Annotated in this window: 15 protein-coding genes; 5 read left to right on the top strand and 10 right to left on the bottom strand. The window is 62.2% G+C overall.

The genetic code is table 11. From position 1 onward, the window contains the following. The first annotated feature begins 85 nt into the window (after positions 1–85). Both lpdA (V5E97_RS20690) and V5E97_RS20685 read left to right on the top strand, forming a co-directional pair. On the top strand, positions 86–1,471 hold the full coding sequence (gene lpdA / locus V5E97_RS20690) for a dihydrolipoyl dehydrogenase (RefSeq protein WP_406693416.1): 1,386 nt from the start codon (positions 86–88) through the stop codon (positions 1,469–1,471). 352 nt (positions 1,472–1,823) lie between these two features. Further along, positions 1,824–2,759 carry a hypothetical protein gene (locus V5E97_RS20685; protein ID WP_406693415.1) on the top strand — a complete coding sequence of 312 codons (936 nt, stop codon included), beginning with the start codon at positions 1,824–1,826 and terminating at the stop codon, positions 2,757–2,759. Positions 2,760–2,815: 56 nt separating this feature from the next. On the opposite strand, the gene V5E97_RS20680 is transcribed toward V5E97_RS20685, so the two are convergent. Next, positions 2,816–5,296, bottom strand: a complete 2,481-nt coding sequence (locus V5E97_RS20680) for a tetratricopeptide repeat protein (protein ID WP_406693414.1) — start codon at positions 5,294–5,296, stop codon at positions 2,816–2,818. A 437-nt stretch (positions 5,297–5,733) separates the two neighbouring features. Between V5E97_RS20680 and V5E97_RS20675 the strand changes: the two genes are divergently transcribed. Further along, positions 5,734–6,381, top strand: coding sequence for a DUF6714 family protein (locus V5E97_RS20675; protein WP_406693413.1), 648 nt, complete (start codon positions 5,734–5,736; stop codon positions 6,379–6,381). Positions 6,382–6,562: 181 nt separating this feature from the next. Here V5E97_RS20675 and V5E97_RS20670 read toward each other — a convergent pair whose 3' ends face one another. The 5 genes from V5E97_RS20670 to V5E97_RS20650 all read right to left on the bottom strand — a co-directional run bounded on the left by V5E97_RS20670 (position 6,563) and on the right by V5E97_RS20650 (position 10,836). Further along, positions 6,563–6,868, bottom strand: coding sequence for a hypothetical protein (locus V5E97_RS20670; protein WP_406693412.1), 306 nt, complete (start codon positions 6,866–6,868; stop codon positions 6,563–6,565). 175 nt (positions 6,869–7,043) lie between these two features. Then, a complete protein-coding gene (locus V5E97_RS20665; RefSeq protein ID WP_406693411.1) occupies positions 7,044–8,054 on the bottom strand; it encodes an LLM class flavin-dependent oxidoreductase in 1,011 nt (336 codons plus the stop codon). 65 nt (positions 8,055–8,119) lie between these two features. Next, on the bottom strand, positions 8,120–8,374 hold the full coding sequence (locus tag V5E97_RS20660; RefSeq protein WP_406701191.1) for a hypothetical protein: 255 nt from the start codon (positions 8,372–8,374) through the stop codon (positions 8,120–8,122). Next, the gene (locus V5E97_RS20655; protein WP_406693410.1) at positions 8,362–8,703 is read right to left on the bottom strand and encodes an MFS transporter; all 342 of its coding nucleotides are present in this window, start codon (positions 8,701–8,703) and stop codon (positions 8,362–8,364) included. Before V5E97_RS20655 ends, V5E97_RS20660 begins: the two co-directional genes overlap by 13 nt. A gap of 300 nt (positions 8,704–9,003) precedes the next feature. Next, entirely contained in the window at positions 9,004–10,836 is a 1,833-nt protein-coding gene (locus tag V5E97_RS20650) for a hybrid sensor histidine kinase/response regulator (RefSeq protein WP_406693409.1), read from the bottom strand. 761 nt (positions 10,837–11,597) lie between these two features. Between V5E97_RS20650 and V5E97_RS20645 the strand changes: the two genes are divergently transcribed. Then, positions 11,598–12,020 (top strand): BlaI/MecI/CopY family transcriptional regulator, encoded by a 423-nt coding sequence (locus tag V5E97_RS20645; protein WP_406693408.1) that lies wholly within the window; start codon positions 11,598–11,600, stop codon positions 12,018–12,020. Further along, positions 12,017–14,836, top strand: a complete 2,820-nt coding sequence (locus V5E97_RS20640; protein WP_406693407.1) for a M56 family metallopeptidase — start codon at positions 12,017–12,019, stop codon at positions 14,834–14,836. The genes V5E97_RS20645 and V5E97_RS20640 overlap by 4 nt, the downstream gene beginning before the upstream one ends. A 150-nt stretch (positions 14,837–14,986) precedes the next feature. Here V5E97_RS20640 and V5E97_RS20635 read toward each other — a convergent pair whose 3' ends face one another. The 4 genes from V5E97_RS20635 to V5E97_RS20620 form a co-directional block, all read right to left on the bottom strand. Further along, entirely contained in the window at positions 14,987–15,526 is a 540-nt protein-coding gene (locus V5E97_RS20635; RefSeq protein ID WP_406693406.1) for a hypothetical protein, read from the bottom strand. A 279-nt stretch (positions 15,527–15,805) separates the two neighbouring features. Beyond that, positions 15,806–17,221 carry a dihydrolipoyl dehydrogenase gene (gene lpdA / locus V5E97_RS20630; protein ID WP_406693405.1) on the bottom strand — a complete coding sequence of 472 codons (1,416 nt, stop codon included), beginning with the start codon at positions 17,219–17,221 and terminating at the stop codon, positions 15,806–15,808. Between the two features lie 114 nt (positions 17,222–17,335). After that, entirely contained in the window at positions 17,336–18,595 is a 1,260-nt protein-coding gene (gene odhB, locus V5E97_RS20625) for a 2-oxoglutarate dehydrogenase complex dihydrolipoyllysine-residue succinyltransferase (RefSeq protein WP_406693404.1), read from the bottom strand. A 1-nt stretch (position 18,596) separates the two neighbouring features. Further along, entirely contained in the window at positions 18,597–21,401 is a 2,805-nt protein-coding gene (locus V5E97_RS20620) for a 2-oxoglutarate dehydrogenase E1 component (protein WP_406693403.1), read from the bottom strand. Positions 21,402–21,408 lie beyond the last annotated feature (7 nt).

The raw sequence follows: 21,408 nt of genomic DNA, 5'->3' as shown, positions 1-21,408 counted from the left end.
CGCGAGCCACGTCGTTTCCCTCCGGGGAGAATGGCGTGGCTCACACGCATGATCGGGAGCCGCTCGTTTTCCCTCGAAGGTTTTCATGGCATACGACTACGACATTGTGGTGATCGGTGGTGGTCCGGCGGGCTATGCGGCGGCGATTCGGGCCGCGCAGCTTAAAAAGCGGGTCCTCTGCGTGGAACGCGACAAGCTGGGAGGGATCTGCCTGAACTGGGGCTGCATCCCGACCAAGGCGCTGCTGACGAACGCGCACCTCGTCGACCTCATCAAGAATCACGGCAAGACGTTCGGTTACAGCGGGGAGGCCACCTGGGACTTCTCGCAGATGATCGCACGCAGTCGAGGCGTTGCCAGCAAGCTGAACAAGGGTATTGAAGGCCTTTTCCGTAAATATAAAGTGGCGTCCAAGCTGGGCACCGCCAAGGTGATCGCGCCCAACACGGTGCAGGTTGGCGACGAGAAGATCACGGCCGAGTCGATCGTGGTCTCAACTGGGGTTCGTCCTCGCCCATTGCCGGGAGCCGAGTTCGACGGCAAGACGATCCTCTCGTACAAAGAGGCGATGAGCCTTCCCAAGCAGCCCAAGTCGATGCTGATCATCGGCGCCGGGCCGATCGGCCTCGAGTTCGGCTACTTCTACAACGCGATCGGCACCAAGGTGACGGTCGTTGAGCTGTTGGATCGAATCTTGCCGGGCGAGGACGAAGAGGTCTCCCAGGGCCTTCGCGAAAGCCTGACCAAGCGCGGGCTGACGTTCCACACCAGCTCGAAGACCGGTAAGGTCGAGAAGACCGCCAACGGCGTCAAAGTCGAGGTCGAGACCCCCAAGGGCAAGGAAGTCATCGAGGCCGAGACCATGCTCGTCTCGATCGGTGTGCTTGGCAACGTCGAGAATCTCTTTGCCGACAGCTTGAAGGTCGAGCTTTTCAAGAACCACATCAAGGTCGACCCCAAGAACGGCTACCAGACCAACGTCAAAGGCATCTACGCGGTGGGCGACATCATCGGCCCCCCTTGGTTGGCCCACGTTGCCCACCACGAAGCGATCTGCTGCATCGAACGGCTCTGCGGCCATGCCGACCATACGGTCGACTACACGAATGTCCCGGGCTGTACCTACACCGATCCAGGGGTGGCGAGCGTCGGCCTGACCGAGAAGGCAGCTCGTGAAGCGGGTCACGAAGTTCGGGTCGGCCGCTTCCCGTTCTTCGCCAGTGGCCGCGCTGTGGCCTCCGACGAGACCGAAGGGTTCGTCAAGCTCGTCTTCGACGCCAAGCACGGCGAGCTGCTCGGTGCTCACCTGCTCGGTTCGCAGGCGACTGAGTTGATCGCCGAACTCGTGATGGCGAAGAAGCTCGAGGCGACCGAGGACGAGATCATCCAGGCCATGCACCCTCACCCCACCTACTCCGAAGCCGTGATGGAAGCGGCCGCCCAAGGGCTGGGCGCATCGGTTCATATTTGATTGGGATGACGGAAAGCTCAAGGCGGATCACATCGTTGGTCCGCCGTTAGAATTTCATGTCGGGCCGGCCGAGCTCTTTTCAAGGAGCCCGGCCGGCCCGTCTCTGTTTCAGCCTTGTCGGGTCGGCCTTGACCCGCCGCCTCTCAAGGTTGGGGCAGCCGGAAGCCTGGCCTACAAGAGTGCAACGGCGACCTCCGCGACAGAACATGGGCTCACAGCACTCATCTGGACAAGCGCCAGGATTTCGAGTCCATTGCGGTCATCCACGAATGTTCGATCCGTCGGATGCGCGATTCGGGCATGCCGATCCCTGACTCAAGCATTCGTGGCTCGCCCCCGAAACGGAGGACTCATGATGAGGGAGCTGACCAGGAACTTGGTGCTCATCTTGATGGCCAGTCTCTGGCTTGCGTTTCCCCTCCATCGGGCGGTCGCCAGGCCAAGCTATTACGAGAGCATTGAGCTAATCACGCTCGATTCAGATGTCGTCGTTTGCGGGGTGATTACCGAGATTCGCCCCGTAGAGTCCCCAGGTCCTCCGGCCAGTTCGAGTGGTTTTCCAGTTGTGCAACGTGAGCCTCGGTCCAATGATTGGTTCGAGATCAAGATCCACGTAACAGAGACCCTCAAAGGGCCGAAGGCCCAAGAAATGGTGCTTCATTTCCATAATCTCCCTCCCCGCTCCAAGACCTGGAAGGAAGGGCGAACGGAACTTCTCTTTAGCCTGCGGAGTGAGGCTGGGCATCAACCGACTTCATACACCCCGCCGATCCTTCGACCGCGCTCCGAAGAGTCGGTGATCGAGCTCGATGGCAGTGCTCAGGGCGTGACGACCATGGATTTTCAATGGCTCACGTCCCGAGAGGACATCCTCACAGCGGCGCGACGTGGGGCGAGTGTCCGCTTGGCGGGCGGAAAAAGCCCTGTCCGGCTGCGACTCGAACCTCCGCCTTCGAGCGCCTTCATGACCACCCTCAAGGCGATGCCGTTCAGTGGGTATCGCTGGGTTCTCGTCAGAGTCCCGGTCGATGCGCGGCTCGAGGAGCTCGGCGGGAAATGGGCGAAGTCCACCTCCGAGGAGTATCGCTGTCTCGCTCCGCAGGCGCTGGGGCAGTTCAAATCGGACAAGAACATCGCTCTTCTCAAGACGCTCCTACTCGATGATTTCCGCATGTTGCAAGTCAACGAGCGAGGGCAACGGACCGACTATTATCTGGTCCGAGCCCGCGCCAGGGCGGCATTGAAAAAATGGGGCGTAGCCATCGATCAACCGGTGATCGAAGAGTGAAATTTTGACCATCTTCCCCGGGCCTCAGAAGCTCGTTGATCCCTCGGTATGTGGGATTAGCCTGCCGCGTCGCACCATCGGTGCCACATCGTTCGGTAGGCTTTCTCGAGGTTCTGCGTCCAGGTCCGGCCGTCGCCCATCGGCGATTCGGTCATTCTGGCACGCATGGTGCGACGAAGCTCGGCCAGGCGATCACGTTCGCTCGCGAACTGCTGGGCGATGGCGAGATACTGCTGAGGTGTTTCCGCGATCCAGTCGCTGAGACCGAGGCAGGTCAAGACGCTCGCCGTCATCCGCCCTGCGTGGCGATTCCCTCGGATCGTGACGATCGGCACTCCCATCCAGATCGACTCGCAGGCGGTCGTGTGTCCGCTCCAGGGAAACACGTCGAGAGAAATGTCGATATCCTGATATACCTGGTAGTGACTACCTCCTCCGGCCACGATGTTCCGGAGTTCGAGACGGTCCGCGGCAATTCCCTGCGTCTCGAAGAAGGATAGGATCTCCTTCTGACGCTGTCCTCGCAGGTTGTTGCGATAGAGGAGCAGCCGCGCTGTGGGAATTGACCTAAGCAGTTCGGCCCAGAGCTCGAGGACTCGCGAATTCAACTTCGGGAGCTTATGAAGCGACCCAAACGTGACGCCCGTGGCCCGTAAAGCCGGGAGTGGGTTGACTTCGGGGGCTTCTTCCGGAGGAGAGTAGCAACAGAAGACGTCGGGCAAGTGATATGGTATCTCGCTCGACCAGGTGGGATCGTCGGGCGGGTCGGTGATGGGGTCGGTGAGCAAATAGTCGATGGTGGCGAGGCCGGTCGTGTTCGGGTAGCCGAGATAGGTTACCTGGATCGGCGCCGGTTTATGGGCAAAGAGGCCCATGCGATGGCGTGCGGTGTGACCGGAGAGATCGACGAGAATGTCGAGCCGATCGCGCTGGACGAGGTCGGCCACCTGTTCATCCGTCATTCCGTAGATTGGTCTCCAAGCGTCCGATAGTGTCTCGAGCTGTGCGGTCATGGCGTCGGGCGCGGTGACTTCGGAGTAACAGTGCGGTTCGACCTGGTGGCGATCGTGATGCGTCAGGATGTGCCTGAGGAAATAGGCGACCGGATGGACTCGAAAGTCAGCCGAGACGTAGCCGACCCGGAGCGGACGCTCCCGCCCTCGATCGTGAGAAGGGCTCAGGTCGATCGCGGGGACATCCTCCTGCTGGCGTAGGCCCCAGCGGCAGTGCTCGGCGAGCAGGGTCTCGGGATCAGCCTCCGGGTCGTAGTTCAAACCATAGAGATAACTGCTTTGAACCGGCCGGGAGTTGGGATCAACGCGTTCCGCCTCGCGGTAAGCTGCCAGGGCCTCGGCGATATGTCCTTTCTCCACGAGGACGAAGCCGAGATTGACGAGCGCCTCGGACCGATTCGGGTCGAGCCGGACCGCTTCTCGACTGCACGCCTCGGCCTCGTCGAGCTTCCCGAACTTGCCGAGAACGCTCGTCAAGTTGACATAGGGGTCGACGAATTCGGGTCTGATCTCGATGGCCCGGCGGTAGTTCGCCTCCGCCTCGGTCAGCTGTCCCCGCTCGCTGAGCGCAAACGCGAGGTTATGGTGGGCCTCCGCCGAGTTTGGATTGAGGGTGATCGCTTGCCGACAGGTCGATTCCGCCTCGTCGAAGCGTCCTAATCGGGAGAGCACGCTTCCCAGGTTGTAGTAGGCCTCGACGAATCTCGAGTCGAGACGGAGGGCTGCGTGGAAGCAGCCCAGGGCCTCATCCCACGTCCCCTCTTTTTCGAGGACGACCCCGAGGTTGTTGTGCGCTCCGGCGAAGCTCGGGGCCAGACGAACTGCTTCCCGGGCGCTCGTGATCGCCTCGTCGAGCCTCCCCAACTGCTTGAGAGCCACGCTCATGTTGCTGTAGACGCTGACGAACTCGGGGCGGAGCCGAATGGCGGCCTGGTAGCGCTCGACGGCCGCCTCGTACTGGCCCGTCATCTCGAGCAGGAGGCCCAGGTCGTTAAGGGTCTCGGGGAGTTCGGGCTTGAGGCGCAGCGCCTGCTCGAGCGCGGTGACCGCTTCGTTCCACCTCCCTTGTCTGCGGAGGAGGGACCCCAGGTGCCGATGGGCTTCGACCAGGTGGGGCTTGAGCTCGACCACGCGACGATCGCAGGCGATTGCCTCGTCGAGCCGTCCCAGACGCTCGAATGTGATGGCCAGGTTTTTATACGCGTCGAGCGAGTTCGGCTGGATTTGAAGCGTGAGCTGGAAGCAGCGAACGGCCTCCTCAAGCGATCCGGCCTGCGCCCAGACGATCCCGAGGTGATTCTGGGCTTCGGCATGATCGGGCTGGAGTCTGAGCGTCTGCTGTAGCGCCCCTAACGCCTCGGTCAGATTGCCGAGGCCATGACAGGCCACTCCCAAGAGATACCAGGCAGGGACGTATGACGGGTCGGCGCCGAGCACCTGGCGATACGCCTGTTCCGCCTGCGCCACGAGTCCCCCCTGGTGATCTTGCTTCGCCCGTTCAAACACGCTCTCGATCGTTGCCATGGATGGTCCGTCTCCCTCACCGTTCCATCTGGTCCCGCCCTCCAAGACGGAATCTGCCCCAACCATCAAGCTCGACACCCGTTGATCGACTTTCCGAGAAGGCCGGGGCCGTTGATCTCCTCTCGGGTTGAGAACCCTCCCGCGCTCGCCGGAGCGAGTGGAACCTGCGAGCTCGCTTCCATGGCTCATTGGGGGCGCGGCGAACGGCTTCGGCCTTGGAAATCGGCATGTCGAGCTGCTTTTCTAGCATACATCCGGCATTCGTAGCTATCTGAACCACAAAGGCCGATGCGCTGAGGGGGCGACCCGACGATCGAGACTCACCGCTTGGACCGCTGCTCCCGGTCCATCCTGAACCTTGCGGGAGTTGACTCTGTCAAGGAAGAATGTCAGCAGGACGCTTGTCTGAAGCGAACTCTCTTGTAAGGAGGTTTTCCTTGCGCCGGAACGAGGAAGAGCTCAGAACGCGGATTACCGATGCTTTCCAGCGAGTGGCTGCTCGGTTTCCGGCTTATCGGAAGCAAATGCGGACGGCAAACGAGGTAACCATCCGCGAGATTTTGGAACGATACTATTCGGATGACGCGATCAATTCCCTTCGGGATCAGCTTGTCATCGATATCGGGCGAGCTTTTGAAGGGGTGAAACGCGATGGCGGCGTGACGCTGCACGAAACGCAAGTGCTCGATGATTACGGCGGCGAAGCGGAGCGAATCGCCGCGCGCAAACTCGATTTTCAGGAGAGGTGGCAGGACTTGCCCGATGAGTTACTCGAGGCAGGCTGGCCACTCGTCTTTCTCGATTCCAACGGGTTTCGCTTCCATCTGCCCGCCTACATGATCTGGAGACTTCGGTATCCTTTTGTGCCTGAATTGGGTTCTGATTATTTGTGTGGGATGCTGGTAGGCTGCACTTCGTCCGAGTTGTGGAATCTGGGGCTGTTCGACGCAGAGCAAGCAAAAACAATTTATAGGTTCTTGAAATTCTGTGTTGAAGTTGAGACCGAGTTACCCGATTTTGATGCGGATGACCTTGAGTTTCGCGAGTCCCTCGAAAAATGGTTGGCGCTAAGCCAAGGTGTTTGAGGGTTGCAGGGGGAAAGGCCTTTCTTCAAGCGGAGTTTCCGAAGTAGCGACCGTCAGCCGTCAGTGAGAGAACCTCGATTCTCGAGCGTAAGCCGTGCTCGACTTGACCTACTCGGCGGCTGGCTTCGTGTCCACGTCCGCATGGGGAAAGGCCTTGGCGCTTCGAGCCGAAAATCATCCTTTATGGGAGCGTGTGTGGGGGCTCGCCAACGGCTCTGGACCAGGGGTGATCGCGACTGGCCCGCCAGGCGTAACTGCCTCGGGGCAGGTCAGCGAGTTCGAGAAGGGTGGGGTCAAACTGAGTCATCTCGCCCAGATCAACCACGAGGGCATTCTCCTCGAGAACGTGCTCGCCATCCAAGAATTGCCAGGAGCCGTCGTCGTCGTCATGGGTAACGAGCCGCAGTTCCGATTCGCCACGAAGGATGCGGTCGAGGGTGATGACTTCGGTGCTCTCGTCGTCTGTGAAATTCCAACTCGTGTTCATGTCGAATTGTCCGGAACCAGAAGTCCAATCGCTGCGCTGGCCCTTCAGGAAAGTGACCACCAAGAAAATCATAACGAACCTTGCGACGCGAAACAGCACGACATTTTCGCAAGAAATCCCTGCCAGCTCCAATCGCCCGCGCGAGGTTGCTAGAGGACATGACTGAGGGGCCCGGTTAGGGAGTGTCGTTGTCGAGCCGCGGCACCACGTCTTCCAGTAATCGTCGCAGGCTATCGCAGACCAAGGCATGCGAGAGTCCTGCCCACCTGACCTCGACATTGGCCACGTCGAACGGGGACTGCTCGTGCAACTCGCGAAGCTGCCGCGCCACCGTCTCGGGGCCGCCGACGATGAAGTTGATCGGATGGGCGCACAGTTCCTCAGGATTGGCGGGTTCCCGAGTGTCGGCGGGGATCTTCCCCTCCTGGCGGAAACGCCGCCAGAGAGTTCGCAATGCCGGCTCTGCGCAACGGAAGGCGGTGGCATCGTCCGGTCCGACGAAGACCGGGCGGTTAGCCGCCACGAGCCCTGTGCCCCCCGCTGTGCGATAAGCAGCGCAGTAGTCGCGATATTGTTCGGGGGTCCGCAGGTGGGAAAAGAGCATGTTCCAGCCAAGATCACCGGCGATCCGTGCCGAGCCGATGCTATTGACCGCGACCCAGCAGCGGCCGGGCAAGTCTGCCGAGGGGACCGGCAGCGAGCGGTGCGGAGGCACGGAGAAAGCGTGCGGAGCGTCCCCGGACCAATCCCCGCTCCAGGCTGAGCGGATGACGCGTAATGCCTCCGCGAAGCGGGCTTGCCGTTCCCGGTCATCGGCCACTGCGGAGCCGAACAAGGCCGACTCCTCGGGCGTGCTCCCGCTGCCGAACCCGACCGCCATCCGGCCGGCCGTGAGTACGTCCGCGACCGCCACCTGCTCGGCGACGTCGAGCGGGTGATGGAGGTTGAGGCAGATGATCGCGGTTCCCAGGCGAATCTCTTGAGTCAGGCCGGCCAGGTGCAGCGCCAAGAGTAAGGGCGTGGGTAAGTGGCCCTGGTGCGCATGGGCGTGGTGCTCGGAGAACCAGGCGTAGCGCACGCCGAGCCGATCGGCCCGGCGGACCAGGTCGGTCACTTCGGCAAAGATCTCCCTGGAGGGACGATCCGGCGGCCCTTCGAGGTGGTCAGTGAGCCCAATCGTGAACATGCGCGGACGGATCCTCGTGGGTTGGTGGGGCCTTTGGGGCAAGTCTCAGAGGCGAACTCCCTCGTTCAACTCGTGGCCAACCGCAGCTCGTCCCTCGCGTCGAGCGTGTTCGACTCGGCTTCGGACGAGTGGAAGAAGAGGGCCAGGAGGATCGCGGCCAGTAGCGAGATGCCGAACGGCACGAGGAACAGGTGATGATAGTTGATCACCTTGGGGACCCATCCGTCGACGGTGGAATTCACCGAGAAGACGTCGACTAGACCACCCCAGAGGAAGTTGGAGACGAAGGAGGAGATCCCCAGGATCATCAGGTTAAACAGCCCTGGAGTACTCGTACGGATGTCGCTCGGGAAGTGCTCATCAACGAAGATATAATGAATGCCAGCCCCATCATCACCAGTCCACCGACCAGGTGGCTGGCCGACAGAAACTTCTCCTGCGACACGTTGCGGTCGGCGAGTTGCCCCCCGAAGTACATGCCCGTGACCGAGGCGATGGCGAAGGCGTTGAAGATCCATGCTTGCTGAAAGCCGGAGAAGGTCAGGTAGCGGCTCCCCATGTAGAGGCCGAGCAAGGGGAGCCATACCCCTTTGATGAAGTATTCGAGGAAGGACATCACACAGAATTTGGATCGGTCCGTCGCGCCCATCGGGGGAATCGCTCTGGTCGGGGGATGGTGCGCCAGCGGGGAGAACGCGGACGGAGGGATCTCTCTGGCCAACTTCGACAAGCCAGGATAGCGGCTTTGAGCTTAGGGAGGAAGAGTCCCCAGTGTGGCCATTACGTGATTCGGCAGTGAGGATCGGCCTCACCTGGCCACGGCCCCGCACAAGATTGTCTGCTTCTCGGCGGGCTGCTCCGCCGAATCGGCTCCGGACTCAGGCACCTTGTCAGGGCCTGAGTGTGAGGGCGATCGTCATCCACGTGAAATTGGTCTTCCGCCTTCGTTTTAGCTGAGGACACGGTCTGTTTGACTGATCAGAGTGGCGACCGTGTGGATGTCTACAGGTTTAACAAGATAGTGGTCGATTCCGGCTTCCCGAGAAAGGCGCTGGTCTTCCTCCTGGCCGTATCCCGAGATGGCAATGATGAGGGCCCGCTTGGAATTCTCCTCGCGCCGCAACCGCCTCGCGACCTCATAGCCATCCAGGCAGGGGAGGCCGATATCCAGGAGGAGCACGTCCGGGGCGTAGACGCGGGCGGTCTCGATTCCTTCGGGACCGTCGTAGGCCATTTTCACTTCGTGACCGACGTGTCGGAGCAGCCGAGCAAGGCTCTGTGCAAGATCTTTGTTGTCATCGACGATCAGGATTCGTGTTCCCTTTCTGTGGGTCGCGTCGACCTTGGCCGGGAAGGCCAGGGGGGTGTCGGCCGGGGGAAGTTCCACCTCAAGGGCCGGGAATCGCACGGTGAAGGTACTGCCTTGGCCGAGACCTTGGCTCTGGACTGTGACTGCTCCCCCATGCCGTTCGACGAGGCTTTTCACGATCGTCAGGCCGACTCCCAGGCCTCCTTCCGTTCGGGCCAAGGAACGCTCGCCTTGGGTGAAGAGATCGAAAATCTTCGGCAGCATCTCGGGTGGGATGCCGATCCCGTTGTCCTCGACCCGGATGACGACATCCGCTCCTTCACGCGCAGACGAGACCTTGATGCGTCCCCCCGTTGGGGTGTACTTGGCGGCGTTGCCGAGGAGATTGACCAGCACTTGCTCCAAGCGCACCCGATCGGCCTCAATTCGCTTCGGCTCGGGAGTAATTTGGGTGTCGACGCGGTGACCTCGCGCCTCGGTCAAGGGACGAGCGGATTCGATCGCCTGCCTGATCGCCAGATCGGCATCGACGGGCTCGGTTTGGAGGACGATTTGGCCGCGTGTGATCCGCGCCACATCCAGCAGGTCATCAAGGAGTCTCGTGAGCTGGCCGATCTGCCGGTTGAGGACGCCGCGAACCCAGGGGAGATGGCGCCCGGCTTCCGGAGTCTCGAGCATGGCGACCGCCGCCTTGATCGATCCCATCGGGTTGCGCAGTTCGTGCGCTAGCATGGCCAGGAATTCGTCCTTCCGGCGGCTGGCCTCGAGCATTTGCCGCTCATGATCGCGCCGCTCGGTGTCGTCCCGGAAGACCAGGACCGCTCCAAGGATCTCGCCGCCAGCGTCCCGGATCGGGGCGGCACTGTCATGGATCGGCCGTTCGGTTCCGTCCCGAGCGATCAGGAGGGTGTGGTTGGCCAATCCGACGACAACACCATCGCGGAGCACCTTGGCCACCGAACTCGCGATCGGGCGACGAGTCTCCTCATGGGTGATCCTGAAAATCTCCCCCAGGGGTTGGCCCACTGTCTCCTCCGGGGACCACCCGGTCAGGGTGCTGGCGACCGGATTGGCGAAGGTCACGCGGCCGAGCTTGTCGGTCGCGATCACCGCATCGCCGATACTGGTCAGGACGGCCGAGAGGGCTTGGCGACTTTCCTCGGCCCGTCGGCGGGCCGCGTGCAGCGCTTCCGCCAGTAGGCTGATCGAGACGCCCCCCGTAACGAATAAGGCGAGACGCACTGCTCTCCAAGACGTGAGCGGGGCACCCAAACTCGTGAGTGCGATCAGACCAGTGGTCAGCAGCCCTGGACCCAGACCGCCGTACAGGGCCGAGAGCAGGATGAGGAAGATGGCGACGATGGCCGGCGTCCCCATACCTTCCCGGACGATCGGGATGTTGACGACCAACCCACCGATCAGGATCAACAGCAGAGCCACCCCGTAGCGGTATGCTCGGTCGTCATTTCTCATTTTGGATCAACCTCCCCGCCGGTCCCCTGCCTCGACCGGCACTGGGGCTCGCGCTTACGCATCCAGGCCCCCCCCTCCCGTTTATATTCTCCTTGAAATCCAGCTTCACGATCACTTTTCCCAGCCTTCGAAATTGAGTGACTCGGTAGGTTCGTCACTAATCGGAAGCCCTGAGGTCCCGTGCCGAAAGATCGGGGATGCTTCGCATTTGTCCGTCTTTGAGGTTGAGGATGGGTCGTCTGCGACGAACGGGCTCACAAGGCTGCTCCCCACTTGGGTTGCCACGCATCATCCCAATGTAGACGCCGACCACGGGGTGAGGGAATGCCCCATCCTGCCATTTCCCTTGGGGACGTTGCAGCTCGAGATTGTAATAATCATGTTCTGATGTATTGATTCTGCGTCGCGTGAAGGCGATTCCATCGCCAGCCCCTGATCGACGACACGTTATTTATATCATGCCCGCAGCCTTTGGAGCGATCCGAACGGCCGTGCCAAGGCTGGTGAACGGAAGCCAAACCTCGCCAATCACCAAGGAACGAACAGCGGTCCCGATCCGCTTGCGGGTGCCATTGACATTCGTCGTTGTTTGATTACGATAAAACCAGATCTAGTAAACCAAATATCGTGGGGCTCGGCCGATCGCTGTGGTCTCGAGTGCGTCGAGCCGACTCGATCGTCAACCTTTCCGTCGTGATCCCGCGCCGGTCGAGACTCGGCCGCTACGGCTTTGTCCGGCCTGGAATGGAGGAACCGAACCGATGGCTCGTCCGCCTGCCAAGGAGCTCACCGAGCGTGAGCTCCAACTGATGCACCTGTTTTGGAACCGAGGGGAGACACCTGCCACTGCGGCCGAGATCCGCGATGCGCTGGCGGCGTCCGGCCTTGACCTTGCCTACACCACGGTCGCCACGGTCGTCCGGATCTTGGTCGATAAGGGGTTCCTCCGCCAGACGAACGACGACCGCCCCTTCCTCTATGTTGCGGCCCGGTCTTATGAGGAGGTCTCGCGGAGCCTTCTGGGAGAAGTCCTCGATCGAGTCTTCCGGGGCTCGCGTGAGATCCTGCTCGTCAGGCTGCTCGAGCAGGAGCGGCTGAGCGAGCGGGAACGCGATCGGCTCCGCGCGATTCTCGATGAAGGGAAAGACCCCAAGGCCAAGCCGAAGAAGGGACGGAAACCATGAACAACCTCGGAGTCCTCTTTGTCGAAGCGAGCGTGCGAGTCACCGTCCTCGCGGCCGTTGGCGTAGCGCTCGCCTTGATCCTCCGCCGGCGGGGGCCAGCGACAGGTGTGCTCGTCACTATGACGACGCTGCTGGGCCTGGTCGCTGTCTCTGCTTCCTCGCTCACTTCTTGGCCGCGGTTCTGGTCAATCGAGTTCGATACCACCGCTTCCTCCAGTCCGCGAGTGGCTGTTGCCGCCGGCCCCCCCGCGAAAGCGAGCAGGGGATCCGTCGCAACGCCCCCTCCCCAGGCGACTGACACTCGGTTCATTGAATTCGCTCGGGAATTTGCCCGAGAATTTCAAACCCTTGGGGCACAAAACTTGACAGCGCCCGAAGCGAAGAGCCGGTGGGCGTGGCCGGCCTGGGCCGCGATGGTCTTGCTGGTGGCATCTGGGTTGGGGATCGTTCGGCTTGGCCTGGCATTAAGGGCGGTGACGCTCCTCCGCCGCGGTAGCCGACCGATTTCCGATGCTCGGTTGTGCAACGAATTGGCTCAACTCCAGGTCGAGGCTGGCTACTCGCATTCTGTCGAACTCCGCGAGACCAACGACCTGACCACGCCGGCCACCATCGGTTGGCGGCGACCGGTGCTGCTCCTGCCCCCGGAGTGGCGAGACTGGGACGAGAACGAACGCCGGGCGGTACTGGCCCACGAGTTGGGGCACATCCGCCGGGGTGATTACATGCTGGGACTCTGGGCTCAGGGGTGCCTGGCCGTCCACGCCTATCACCCGCTCGCTCACTGGCTGGCGGCCCGACTCCGGCTGGAGCAGGAATTGGCGGCCGACGCCTGGGGCGCCCGTCTCTCGGGGGGCAATCGCCCTTACCTCGAGGCCCTCGCCAGAATGGCTTTGCGACGTTCGGGCACGCTCGAGTCGTCACTGGCCGCCTGGCCTGCTCGTCCTTTCCTTCCGACCCGTGGGACCTTGCTCAGGAGGATCGACATGCTTCGTGAAGCCGACCCGAACCCGCTCCGAAACAACGCGCTCCCGCTGGTCGGGCGCGTCCTGACCGTCGCCGCACTCGCGGTCGTCGGCCTGCTCGTCGCAGGCATCCGCGGCCCCGCCACGACCGCGCTCGCCCAGCAGAAGACGACTCGACCCGAGGTAGCCGTTGCTCAGGTCGAACCGGTCGATGCCGGCACGGATGTCTTCGACCTCTCGCACGCCCCGGTCAACACGATGATCGCCATTGTCGGGCGGCCGGCCGAGCTCCTCCGTCGGCCCGAATTCCAGCCGGTCGCCGCCATGCTCAATGACCCACGGAAGAGTCCGTGGGCGGATTCGCTCAAGCTCAATGTGGACGAAATTGAGAGTGTGACCGTGCTCATCCTCCGCGCTCCGGAGGGTGGCGGGATCCCTGGAGCGCCGAATCCTCCGACGACCGTGATCTTGCACTCGACCAAGCCACAGGACTGGAAGGCCGTCGCCAAGTCGTTTGTGAAAAGCCCCGAGGTGGTCCAGTTCGACGGCAACTCCTATACACGTTCGATGGGGGTTCCCAATGGCACGGGGTTTTTCACACCCGACGATCGCACGATCGTCATTGGTTCGGAGGATGCCCTCAAACTGGTCATCGCCTCCCGCAAGGGTGGCCCGATCCGACATCCCTGGGACGGTGCCTGGTCGCGTGTGAAGAAGGGGCAGATCGCGTTTGCCTTCGACCCCATCTGGGTGCTCGCTCAAATGGGGCCAGGGGTGCCGGAGCCGCTTTCCGACGGCATCATTGGCCTGTTTCCCCCACTCCTCGAATCAGCCACGGCTTATGCTGTTGGGCTCGACTCGGACAATGGGTTTGGCGTTGACCTGGTCGCGACCTGCTCCTCGGACGAGGGGACGAAGCGAGTCAGCGAGATGCTCCAGGCGATGATCACCTTGGCTAAGAACGCGCTACCGGGCCTCCGGCGGGATGTCCGCGCCCAGCCTGGCCCGACGCGGGAAGCATCGCTCAGGCTGTTCGGCTTGGCGGAGCAGCTTCTGGCCAACGCGCGGACACGGACCGAGGTTGATGGGGGCGACCGGGTCGTGAGTCTCCATGCCAGCAGTGATGGCGATCTGTCCGCAGTGGTACCGATGTTCCTGACGGCGGGAACTGCATCACGGTCCGCCGCGCGACGGGCTCAGAGCCAAAACAATCTCAAGCAACTTCTCCTGGCGATGCATAACTATGCCGATACCTACGGTCACTTCCCCCCGGCCGTCATCCGGCCCGCCGATGGCAAGCCCCCCTATAGCTGGCGGGTTGCCATCCTGCCCTACATCGAGCAGAACGATCTTTTCAAGGAGTACAACTTCAACGAACCGTGGGATAGCGTCTCGAATCGGAAGCTGATCGAGAAGATACCCCCTCTCTATCGGCACCCGTCTGACGAGTCCGGCAACAATGCCTACTTCGTGGTGACCGGTGAGCCGACGCTCTTCCCACCGGGCCACCCCGGGGTAAAGATTGCCGAAGTGACTGACGGGACTTCGAACACGATCATGTTCGTTGAGGCGAAGCGTGAGATTCCCTGGACGAAACCTGAGGATATCGAATATGACCCAGCCAAGCCGATGCCCCAGTTCGGCGGATTCACCGACGAGGGGGGCAATGCCGGCTTCGCTGATGGTTCGGTCCGTTTCATCTCAACGCAGATCAACCCGCAATTGCTGAAGGCACTTCTGAGCCGCGCTGGGGGTGAGGTCGTCAGACTCAACGACGACCACTCAAACCCCATCCCCGCGACTCTCGACGCACCGACACAGCCGCCAACGGCCACGCCACTGAAACGTTGAGCTCGACCTGATTGTAGCTTGACCTGTCCGACCAGTCCTGGGATTGCGGCCGGCGCCGCCATCCCAGGACTGGTGTGGAGAAAGAGTACCAGGAGCCGTTGTTCGATAGTTATCGACATGTCGTCGATGGTTTCGGTTCTCAACGAGCGGCTACTCCTCCAGCCTGGGGAGCGACCTGGGGGCTGGTATCACCCGTTGAACGGTGACACCCAACTTTTTCACGAAGCCTTCGATGAAATGGAGGTAGCCCTGGGGATGCAAGCTCTGAGAACGCCAGATCTCGATCGAACTCAGGATTGTTCGGAGGATCCCGATCAGGTCGTTCCGTCCGGGTAACTCCCCGGCCTCGTCCAGGTATCGCCAGTTCCGTCGGATGTTGGCGATGATCAGATCTTCCTCGCCCCCTTCGGTGATGGTCATCTCGTCGGACTCGGATTCCGGCGGGAGCGACCCGTCCCGCATCTGAATCACGAGTTGTTCGATCGCCGCTTCGACGTCGTCGTCGGTCAGCTTGAAGTCGCACATCACATACGACTCGTAGATGCCGATCTCCGTACGCAAGAAGATCGGCGCGTTCTCGTCGGTCTTGTACTTCTGGCCCGTGTAGGCGAGAGACTCGTGCTTCCGAGACCGCTCGGCACGCTTCTTGAGCTTGGCCTTGCGTTTCTGGTTGTGACTCGGCTTCGCCATCAAGCACCTCCCTCTCCCTGACGTGGCTCTGCGTCGTGATTCCCGAGGGATTTTCGTTTGCCACCGGCAACCCGACTGCGAAGCGATGCTTGCTTTGTCGTGTAGGCATTAACTGCCGGCAACCCGAAAAGACGGCAGCTAAAGCCTACCCTACAAAGGATCCTAAGGACTTCACAATCCTCCTGCTCAGGACGCGCAACGAAAACCCACGGGTTGCCGGCGCTCCGGCAAATCCGTGGGTTGGTTGTGAGGGCAGAGTGGGGCAGGGCCTTGGCTTACTCAGCCGTGGATGGCGCGGCGATCGACGGCCATCGCAGCTTCGCGGACGGCTTCGGAGAGGGTGGGGTGAGCGTGGGAGATCCGGGCGATGTCTTCGGCGCTGCCGGCAAACTCCATGATCGTGACCGCCTCGGCGATCAGGTCCGAAGCGCGGGGGCCGAAGATGTGGACGCCCAGGACCCGGTCGGTCTTCGCGTCGGCGAGGATCTTGACGAGTCCTTCGGACTCGTCCATCGCCTTGGCGCGGCCGTTGGGGAGGAACGGGTACTTGCCCACCTTGTATTCGAGCTTCTGCTCCTTGGCTTGTTCCTCGGTGATCCCGACGCTCGCCATCTCGGGCCAGGTGTAGATCACGCTCGGGATCGTGTTGTAGTCGACATGCCCGGCCTTACCGGCCAGGATCTCGGCGAACGCGACCCCTTCGTCCTCCGCCTTGTGGGCGAGCATCGGCCCGTCCACCAGGTCGCCGATGGCCGAGATGGTCGGCACGTTCGTGCGGTAGTGGGCGTCGATCGGGACCTTGCCGGTCTTGGGGTCGACGGTGACGCCCGCCTCGACCAGGCCGAGGCCTTCGGTGTGCGGGCGGCGGCCGACGGCGACGAGGACCCGGTCGCAAGGGACCGTGAGTACCTGGCCGTCTTTCGTCTCGGCGGTGACGGTGACGCGGTCCCCTTCGACCTTCGCGCCTGTGACCTTGGTCTCGAGGTGGAATTCGAGGCCTTGTTTGATCAGGCTCTTGTGGAGCAAGGTGCCCACCTCGAGGTCGGCCATCGGCACGATCCGAGGGAGGAATTCGATGACCGTGACCTTGGCGCCCAGCCGCTTCCAGACCGAGCCGAGCTCCAGGCCGATGTAACCGCCGCCCACCACGACCAGGTGTTCGGGGACGCGGTCGAAGGTCAGGGCCTCGGTCGAGCTGACGATCGTTTTGCCGTTGAACGGGATGAACGGCAGGTTGACCGGAGCGCTTCCGGTGGCGAGCAGGATATGCTTGGTTTCTAGCGTCGTCTCAGCGCCCTCGGCGTTGCGGACGACCACTGTCTCGCCCGAAGTCACACGGGCGGTGCCGAAGACCGGTTCGATCTTGTTCTTCTTGAACAGGAACTTGATCCCTTCGGTCAGGCTCTTGACGACCGTGTCCTTGCGGGCGAGCATCGCCGGGAGGTCGAGCCCGATCGCATCGACCTTGATTCCGTGCTTGGCGAACTTGGTTTGCGCCAGGTGGTAGAGCTCGCTGGAATCCAAAAGCGCCTTGCTTGGAATGCAGCCGATGTTCAAACAGGTCCCGCCCAGCGACTCGCGTTTCTCGACGCAAGCCACCTTCATCCCGAGCTGCGCAGCGCGGATCGCGGCCACGTAGCCCCCGGGGCCGGAACCAATCACAACCAGGTCGTAGCGATTTGACTCGGGAGCCATGAACGTTCCTTAACTCGCAGGTAGCAGCCGAGAGACGTGGAAAAACGATGAGGGCCGAAACGAAGCGGCGGGGGGTGATTTGGCTTCACCCCCCGCCGCTTTTCGTGACGAACCTCAGATTTCCAGCATCAGCCGTTCGGGATTCTCAATGCATTCTTTGATGCGAACGAGGAAGCTGACCGCCTCGCGACCATCGACGATCCGGTGGTCGTAGGAGAGGGCCAGGTACATCATCGGGCGGATCACGACCTGGTCATCGACGGCCACGGGCCGTTTCTGGATCGAGTGCATCCCGAGGATTCCGCTTTGCGGAGGATTCAGGATGGGAGTCGACAGGAGCGATCCGAAGACGCCGCCGTTGGTGATCGTGAACGTTCCACCTTGGAGATCACTGACCGCCATCGTCCCTTCGCGGGCCTTGACGGCGTACGCGCCGATCGCCTTCTCGATCCCGGCGAACGTGAGCTGGTCGGCATCACGAATGACCGGGACCATCAGCCCGCGCTCGGTGCTGACGGCCACGCCGATGTCGTAGGCGTTGTGAAGGACGATCTCGTTGCCGTCGATCCGGCCGTTGACGGCCGGGAATGCTTTCAAGGCCTCGACGGCCGCCTTGAGGAAGAACGACATGAAGCCGAGGGCCACGCCGTGCTTCGTCTTGAACGTGTCCTTGTAACGAGCCCGCAGGTCCATGACCCGCGACATATCCGCCTCGTTGAACGTCGTCAGGATCGCCGCGGTCTGCTGCGCCTCGACCAGGCGCTGAGCGATCTTCTGACGGATTCCGGACATCCGCTTCCGTGTTTCGCGAGGCAGACCCGATGAGGTCGTCGCCCCGTTGCTGATCGACGGCGGAGGCACGGCCGCAGCCGGCGCGGCGGCCGGAGCAGCCGGAGCGCCTGGGGTCGAGGCGACATGAGCCAGGACGTCCCCCTTGGTGATCCGTCCCCCTCGGCCCGTACCACCTACCTGGCTGGGGTCGACGTTCTCCTCGGCGACGATCCGCCGCACGGCCGGCGAGAGCGCCACCTCCGCGCCTCCGTTGGTCGCGGCAGGAGCCGCGGCCTGGGGGGGAGCGGTTGCGGCCTTGGTATTGGCCGGTTGCTTCGGGGTGGCTATAGCGGCCGAGGGCTGGCCCTCGGGGTCGATGGTGCCGACCGTGGACCCAATGTCCACGGTCTCCCCTTCGGCAACGTTGATTTTCAGGACGCCCGAGGCGGAGGCGGGCACGACGTTATTCGCTTTGTCGGTCTCGAGCTCGAACAAGGGTTCGCCCGCTTTGACGGCCGAACCGTCGGCCTTGAGCCAGCGTGACAGGATCCCTTCGGTAATGGACTCGCCGACTCCCGGCACGGTAATGGCGACGGCGGGCATCTCAGCTCACTCCTTGCTTAAGCGACAGGGCCACGGCGGGGCGGACGGGATGAGCGTGGACCAGGTGAGGAATCGCCGACCCGATCGCGGCCTCGACCAGTTCGTTCTGCTCGCGCTCGTGGACCGAGTGCGAACCGGTCGCGGGACTGGCGCTGGCGTCGCGACCGACGTACTGGAACGGGAACCCCATCAGTTCCTGGAGTCGAGGCGCGACGAACGTCCAGGCCCCCATGTTTTGCGACTCTTCCTGGGCCCAGACCCACTCGCGGACGTTCGTGTACCGCGAGAGCGCAGCCTTCAGGGCCTCTTCGGGCCAGGGGTAGAGCTGCTCGAGCCGGATGATCGCAACGTCGCGCGTCTTGCCGACTTCTTCTCGTTTGGCCATCAGGTCGTAGTAGACCTTGCCGCCACAGACCACGACCCGGCGAACCCGGTCGGGGTCGGCGGCCGGATCGTCGATGGCTTCGTAGAAACGATTCGAGACGAGCTCATCCACCGGCGAAACGGCCAGTTTGTGACGGAGCAGGCTCTTGGGCGTCATCACGATCAAGGGCTTGCGGAAATTGCGGCGGACCTGCCGGCGGAGCATGTGGAAATACTGCGCGGGGGTCGATGGGGTCACGACCTGGATGTTATCCTCAGCGCAGAGCTGGAGGAAACGTTCGAGCCGGGCGCTCGAGTGCTCCGGTCCTTGCCCTTCATAGCCGTGAGGCAAGAGCATGACCAGGCCGCTGGCGCGTCCCCATTTTGACTCGGCCGAGGCGATGAACTGGTCGATGATGACCTGTGCACCGTTGGCGAAGTCGCCGAACTGAGCCTCCCAGAGGATCAGCATGTGGGGTTCGTCGAGCGAGTAGCCGTAGTCGAACCCGAGCACGGCGGCCTCGGAGAGCAGACTGTCGTAAATGCAGATCTCCGCCTGTTCGGCCGCCAGGTTTTTGAGCGGTACGTACCGCTCCCCGGTCTGTCCGTCGACGATGACCGCATGCCTCTGGCTGAACGTGCCTCGGCGGCTGTCCTGACCACTGAGCCGTACCGGGGTGTTTTCGAGCAGGAGCGAGCCGAAGGCCAAGGACTCGGCGAACGCCCAGTCGACCCCCCCCTTGGCTTCCATCGTCTTGACGCGATTCGCGTAGATCCGTTCGATCTTCGGGTTAACGGCGAACCCGGAGGGGACGACCGCCATTGCCGTGGTCATCTGCGCGAGCGTTTCGTACGGGATTCCCGTTTCGGTGGGAGCGAACGAGTAGTGGGGAGTGAACCCTTGCCAATGCGACCCGAAGCCGGGCTGCAACGGTTTGAGCGTGCTCTGGCCTTCGTGGACCTCCTTGTAGACCTCTTCCATCTTGTCGCGGAAGGTCTCGGCGATGGTTTCGGCCTCGTCGGTCGAGAGCTCGCCGGTCATCACGAGGGTTTCGGTATAGAGCTCGCGGATGCTCATCCGGTCCTTGATCTTGCCGTACATCAAGGGCTGGGTGAACGCCGGCTCGTCCCCTTCGTTGTGGCCGTGTCGGCGGTAGCAGACCATGTCGATGACGACGTCCTGGCCAAACGTCTCGCGGAACTCGAGCGCGAGCTCGGCCACGTACACGACGGCCTCGGGGTCCTCACCGTTGACGTGGAAGATCGGCACTTCGATCATCTTCGCCACGTCGGTGCAATAGCGAGTGGAACGTCCCTCGCTGGGGGCGGTCGTGAAGCCGATCTGGTTGTTCACGACGATGTGAATCGTGCCGCCGGTCCGATAGCCGGGCAATTGCGACAGATTCAGGGTTTCGGGCACGAGCCCTTGGCCGGCGAACGCGGCGTCGCCGTGGATCAGGATCGGCAGGCCGAGCTTGCGGTCGCGGTCCTTGAATCGACGTTGCTTGGCGCGAACTCGGCCTTCGACGACCGGGTTAACGGCCTCGAGGTGGCTCGGGTTGGGGGTCAGCGAGAGGTGGATCGAGTGCTTGTCGGTGGTGACATGGTCGGCCGAGAAGCCCAGGTGATACTTGACGTCACCGTCGCCCCCGACGGTCTCCGGCATGTTCCCTTCGAACTCGCTGAAGATCATGCCGTAAGGCTTGTTGAGGATATTGGCCAGGACGTTGAGCCGTCCTCGGTGGGGCATCCCCATGACGATTTCGCGGACCCCGAACTTCGAGGAGCCCTCGATGATCGAGTCGAGCAGGGGGATGAGCATCTCCCCCCCTTCGAGCGAGAATCGCTTCTGCCCGATGTAGTGGCTGTGGAGGAACGATTCAAAGAGCTCAGCAGCGTTGAGCTTGAGAACGATCCGCCGCTTTTTGCGCAGGTCGAAATTCGGGCGGTTGCGGTTCGGTTCCATTCGCGACTGAAGCCAGCGACGGACTTCGACGTTGCGGATGTGCATGTACTCGACGCCGATTTTTCGGCAATACGTCTCGCGAAGGACCGCGATCAGTTCGCGAAGCGTCGAGTGTGGGGGGTCGCTGAGTTTGTTATAAAAGGGCTTATCGAGATCGGCCGAGGAGAGGCCGAACGCGGCAAGGTCGAGCAATTCGTGCGAGTCGCGAGCGGGGTTGAGCTTCAAGGGGTCGAGATCGGCCAGGTAATGACCGATTTCGCGGTAGGCGTCGATCAATCGGGTGACCGCGGCCTGAGCCCGCGCGGCATCCAGATCGACGTCGGCTCGGTCCATTCCGTTACCGGATTGGCCGAGCTCGTAGCCCTCGAAGAAGAGCCGCCACGATTCATCAACCGAGGCGGGGTCGGTCCGCCAGCGCTGGTAGTTACCCTCGATAAGATCGAGATTCCACCGGTTCGCGACCGTCGAGCGATTCATTGGAAAA

Origin of the sequence: Singulisphaera photorubra (assembly GCF_045290345.1) — a bacterium.
Taxonomy (GTDB): Bacteria; Planctomycetota; Planctomycetia; order Isosphaerales; family Isosphaeraceae; genus Singulisphaera.
The sequence above is the reverse complement of the archived record's forward strand: the minus strand, read 5'-3'. Positions and strand labels throughout refer to the sequence as shown.

What these genes read in the sequence shown, in the direction of transcription:
- lpdA (WP_406693416.1), top strand. Translation starts at nt 86, where the DNA reads ATGGCATACGACTACGACATTGTGGTGATCGGTGGTGGTCCGGCGGGC.
- V5E97_RS20685 (WP_406693415.1), top strand. Translation starts at nt 1,824, where the DNA reads ATGATGAGGGAGCTGACCAGGAACTTGGTGCTCATCTTGATGGCCAGT.
- V5E97_RS20680 (WP_406693414.1), bottom strand. Translation starts at nt 5,296, where the DNA reads ATGGCAACGATCGAGAGCGTGTTTGAACGGGCGAAGCAAGATCACCAG.
- V5E97_RS20670 (WP_406693412.1), bottom strand. Translation starts at nt 6,868, where the DNA reads ATGAACACGAGTTGGAATTTCACAGACGACGAGAGCACCGAAGTCATC.
- V5E97_RS20665 (WP_406693411.1), bottom strand. Translation starts at nt 8,054, where the DNA reads ATGTTCACGATTGGGCTCACTGACCACCTCGAAGGGCCGCCGGATCGT.
- V5E97_RS20655 (WP_406693410.1), bottom strand. Translation starts at nt 8,703, where the DNA reads ATGGGCGCGACGGACCGATCCAAATTCTGTGTGATGTCCTTCCTCGAA.
- V5E97_RS20650 (WP_406693409.1), bottom strand. Translation starts at nt 10,836, where the DNA reads ATGAGAAATGACGACCGAGCATACCGCTACGGGGTGGCTCTGCTGTTG.
- V5E97_RS20645 (WP_406693408.1), top strand. Translation starts at nt 11,598, where the DNA reads ATGGCTCGTCCGCCTGCCAAGGAGCTCACCGAGCGTGAGCTCCAACTG.
- V5E97_RS20640 (WP_406693407.1), top strand. Translation starts at nt 12,017, where the DNA reads ATGAACAACCTCGGAGTCCTCTTTGTCGAAGCGAGCGTGCGAGTCACC.
- V5E97_RS20635 (WP_406693406.1), bottom strand. Translation starts at nt 15,526, where the DNA reads ATGGCGAAGCCGAGTCACAACCAGAAACGCAAGGCCAAGCTCAAGAAG.
- lpdA (WP_406693405.1), bottom strand. Translation starts at nt 17,221, where the DNA reads ATGGCTCCCGAGTCAAATCGCTACGACCTGGTTGTGATTGGTTCCGGC.
- odhB (WP_406693404.1), bottom strand. Translation starts at nt 18,595, where the DNA reads ATGCCCGCCGTCGCCATTACCGTGCCGGGAGTCGGCGAGTCCATTACC.
- V5E97_RS20620 (WP_406693403.1), bottom strand. Translation starts at nt 21,401, where the DNA reads ATGAATCGCTCGACGGTCGCGAACCGGTGGAATCTCGATCTTATCGAG.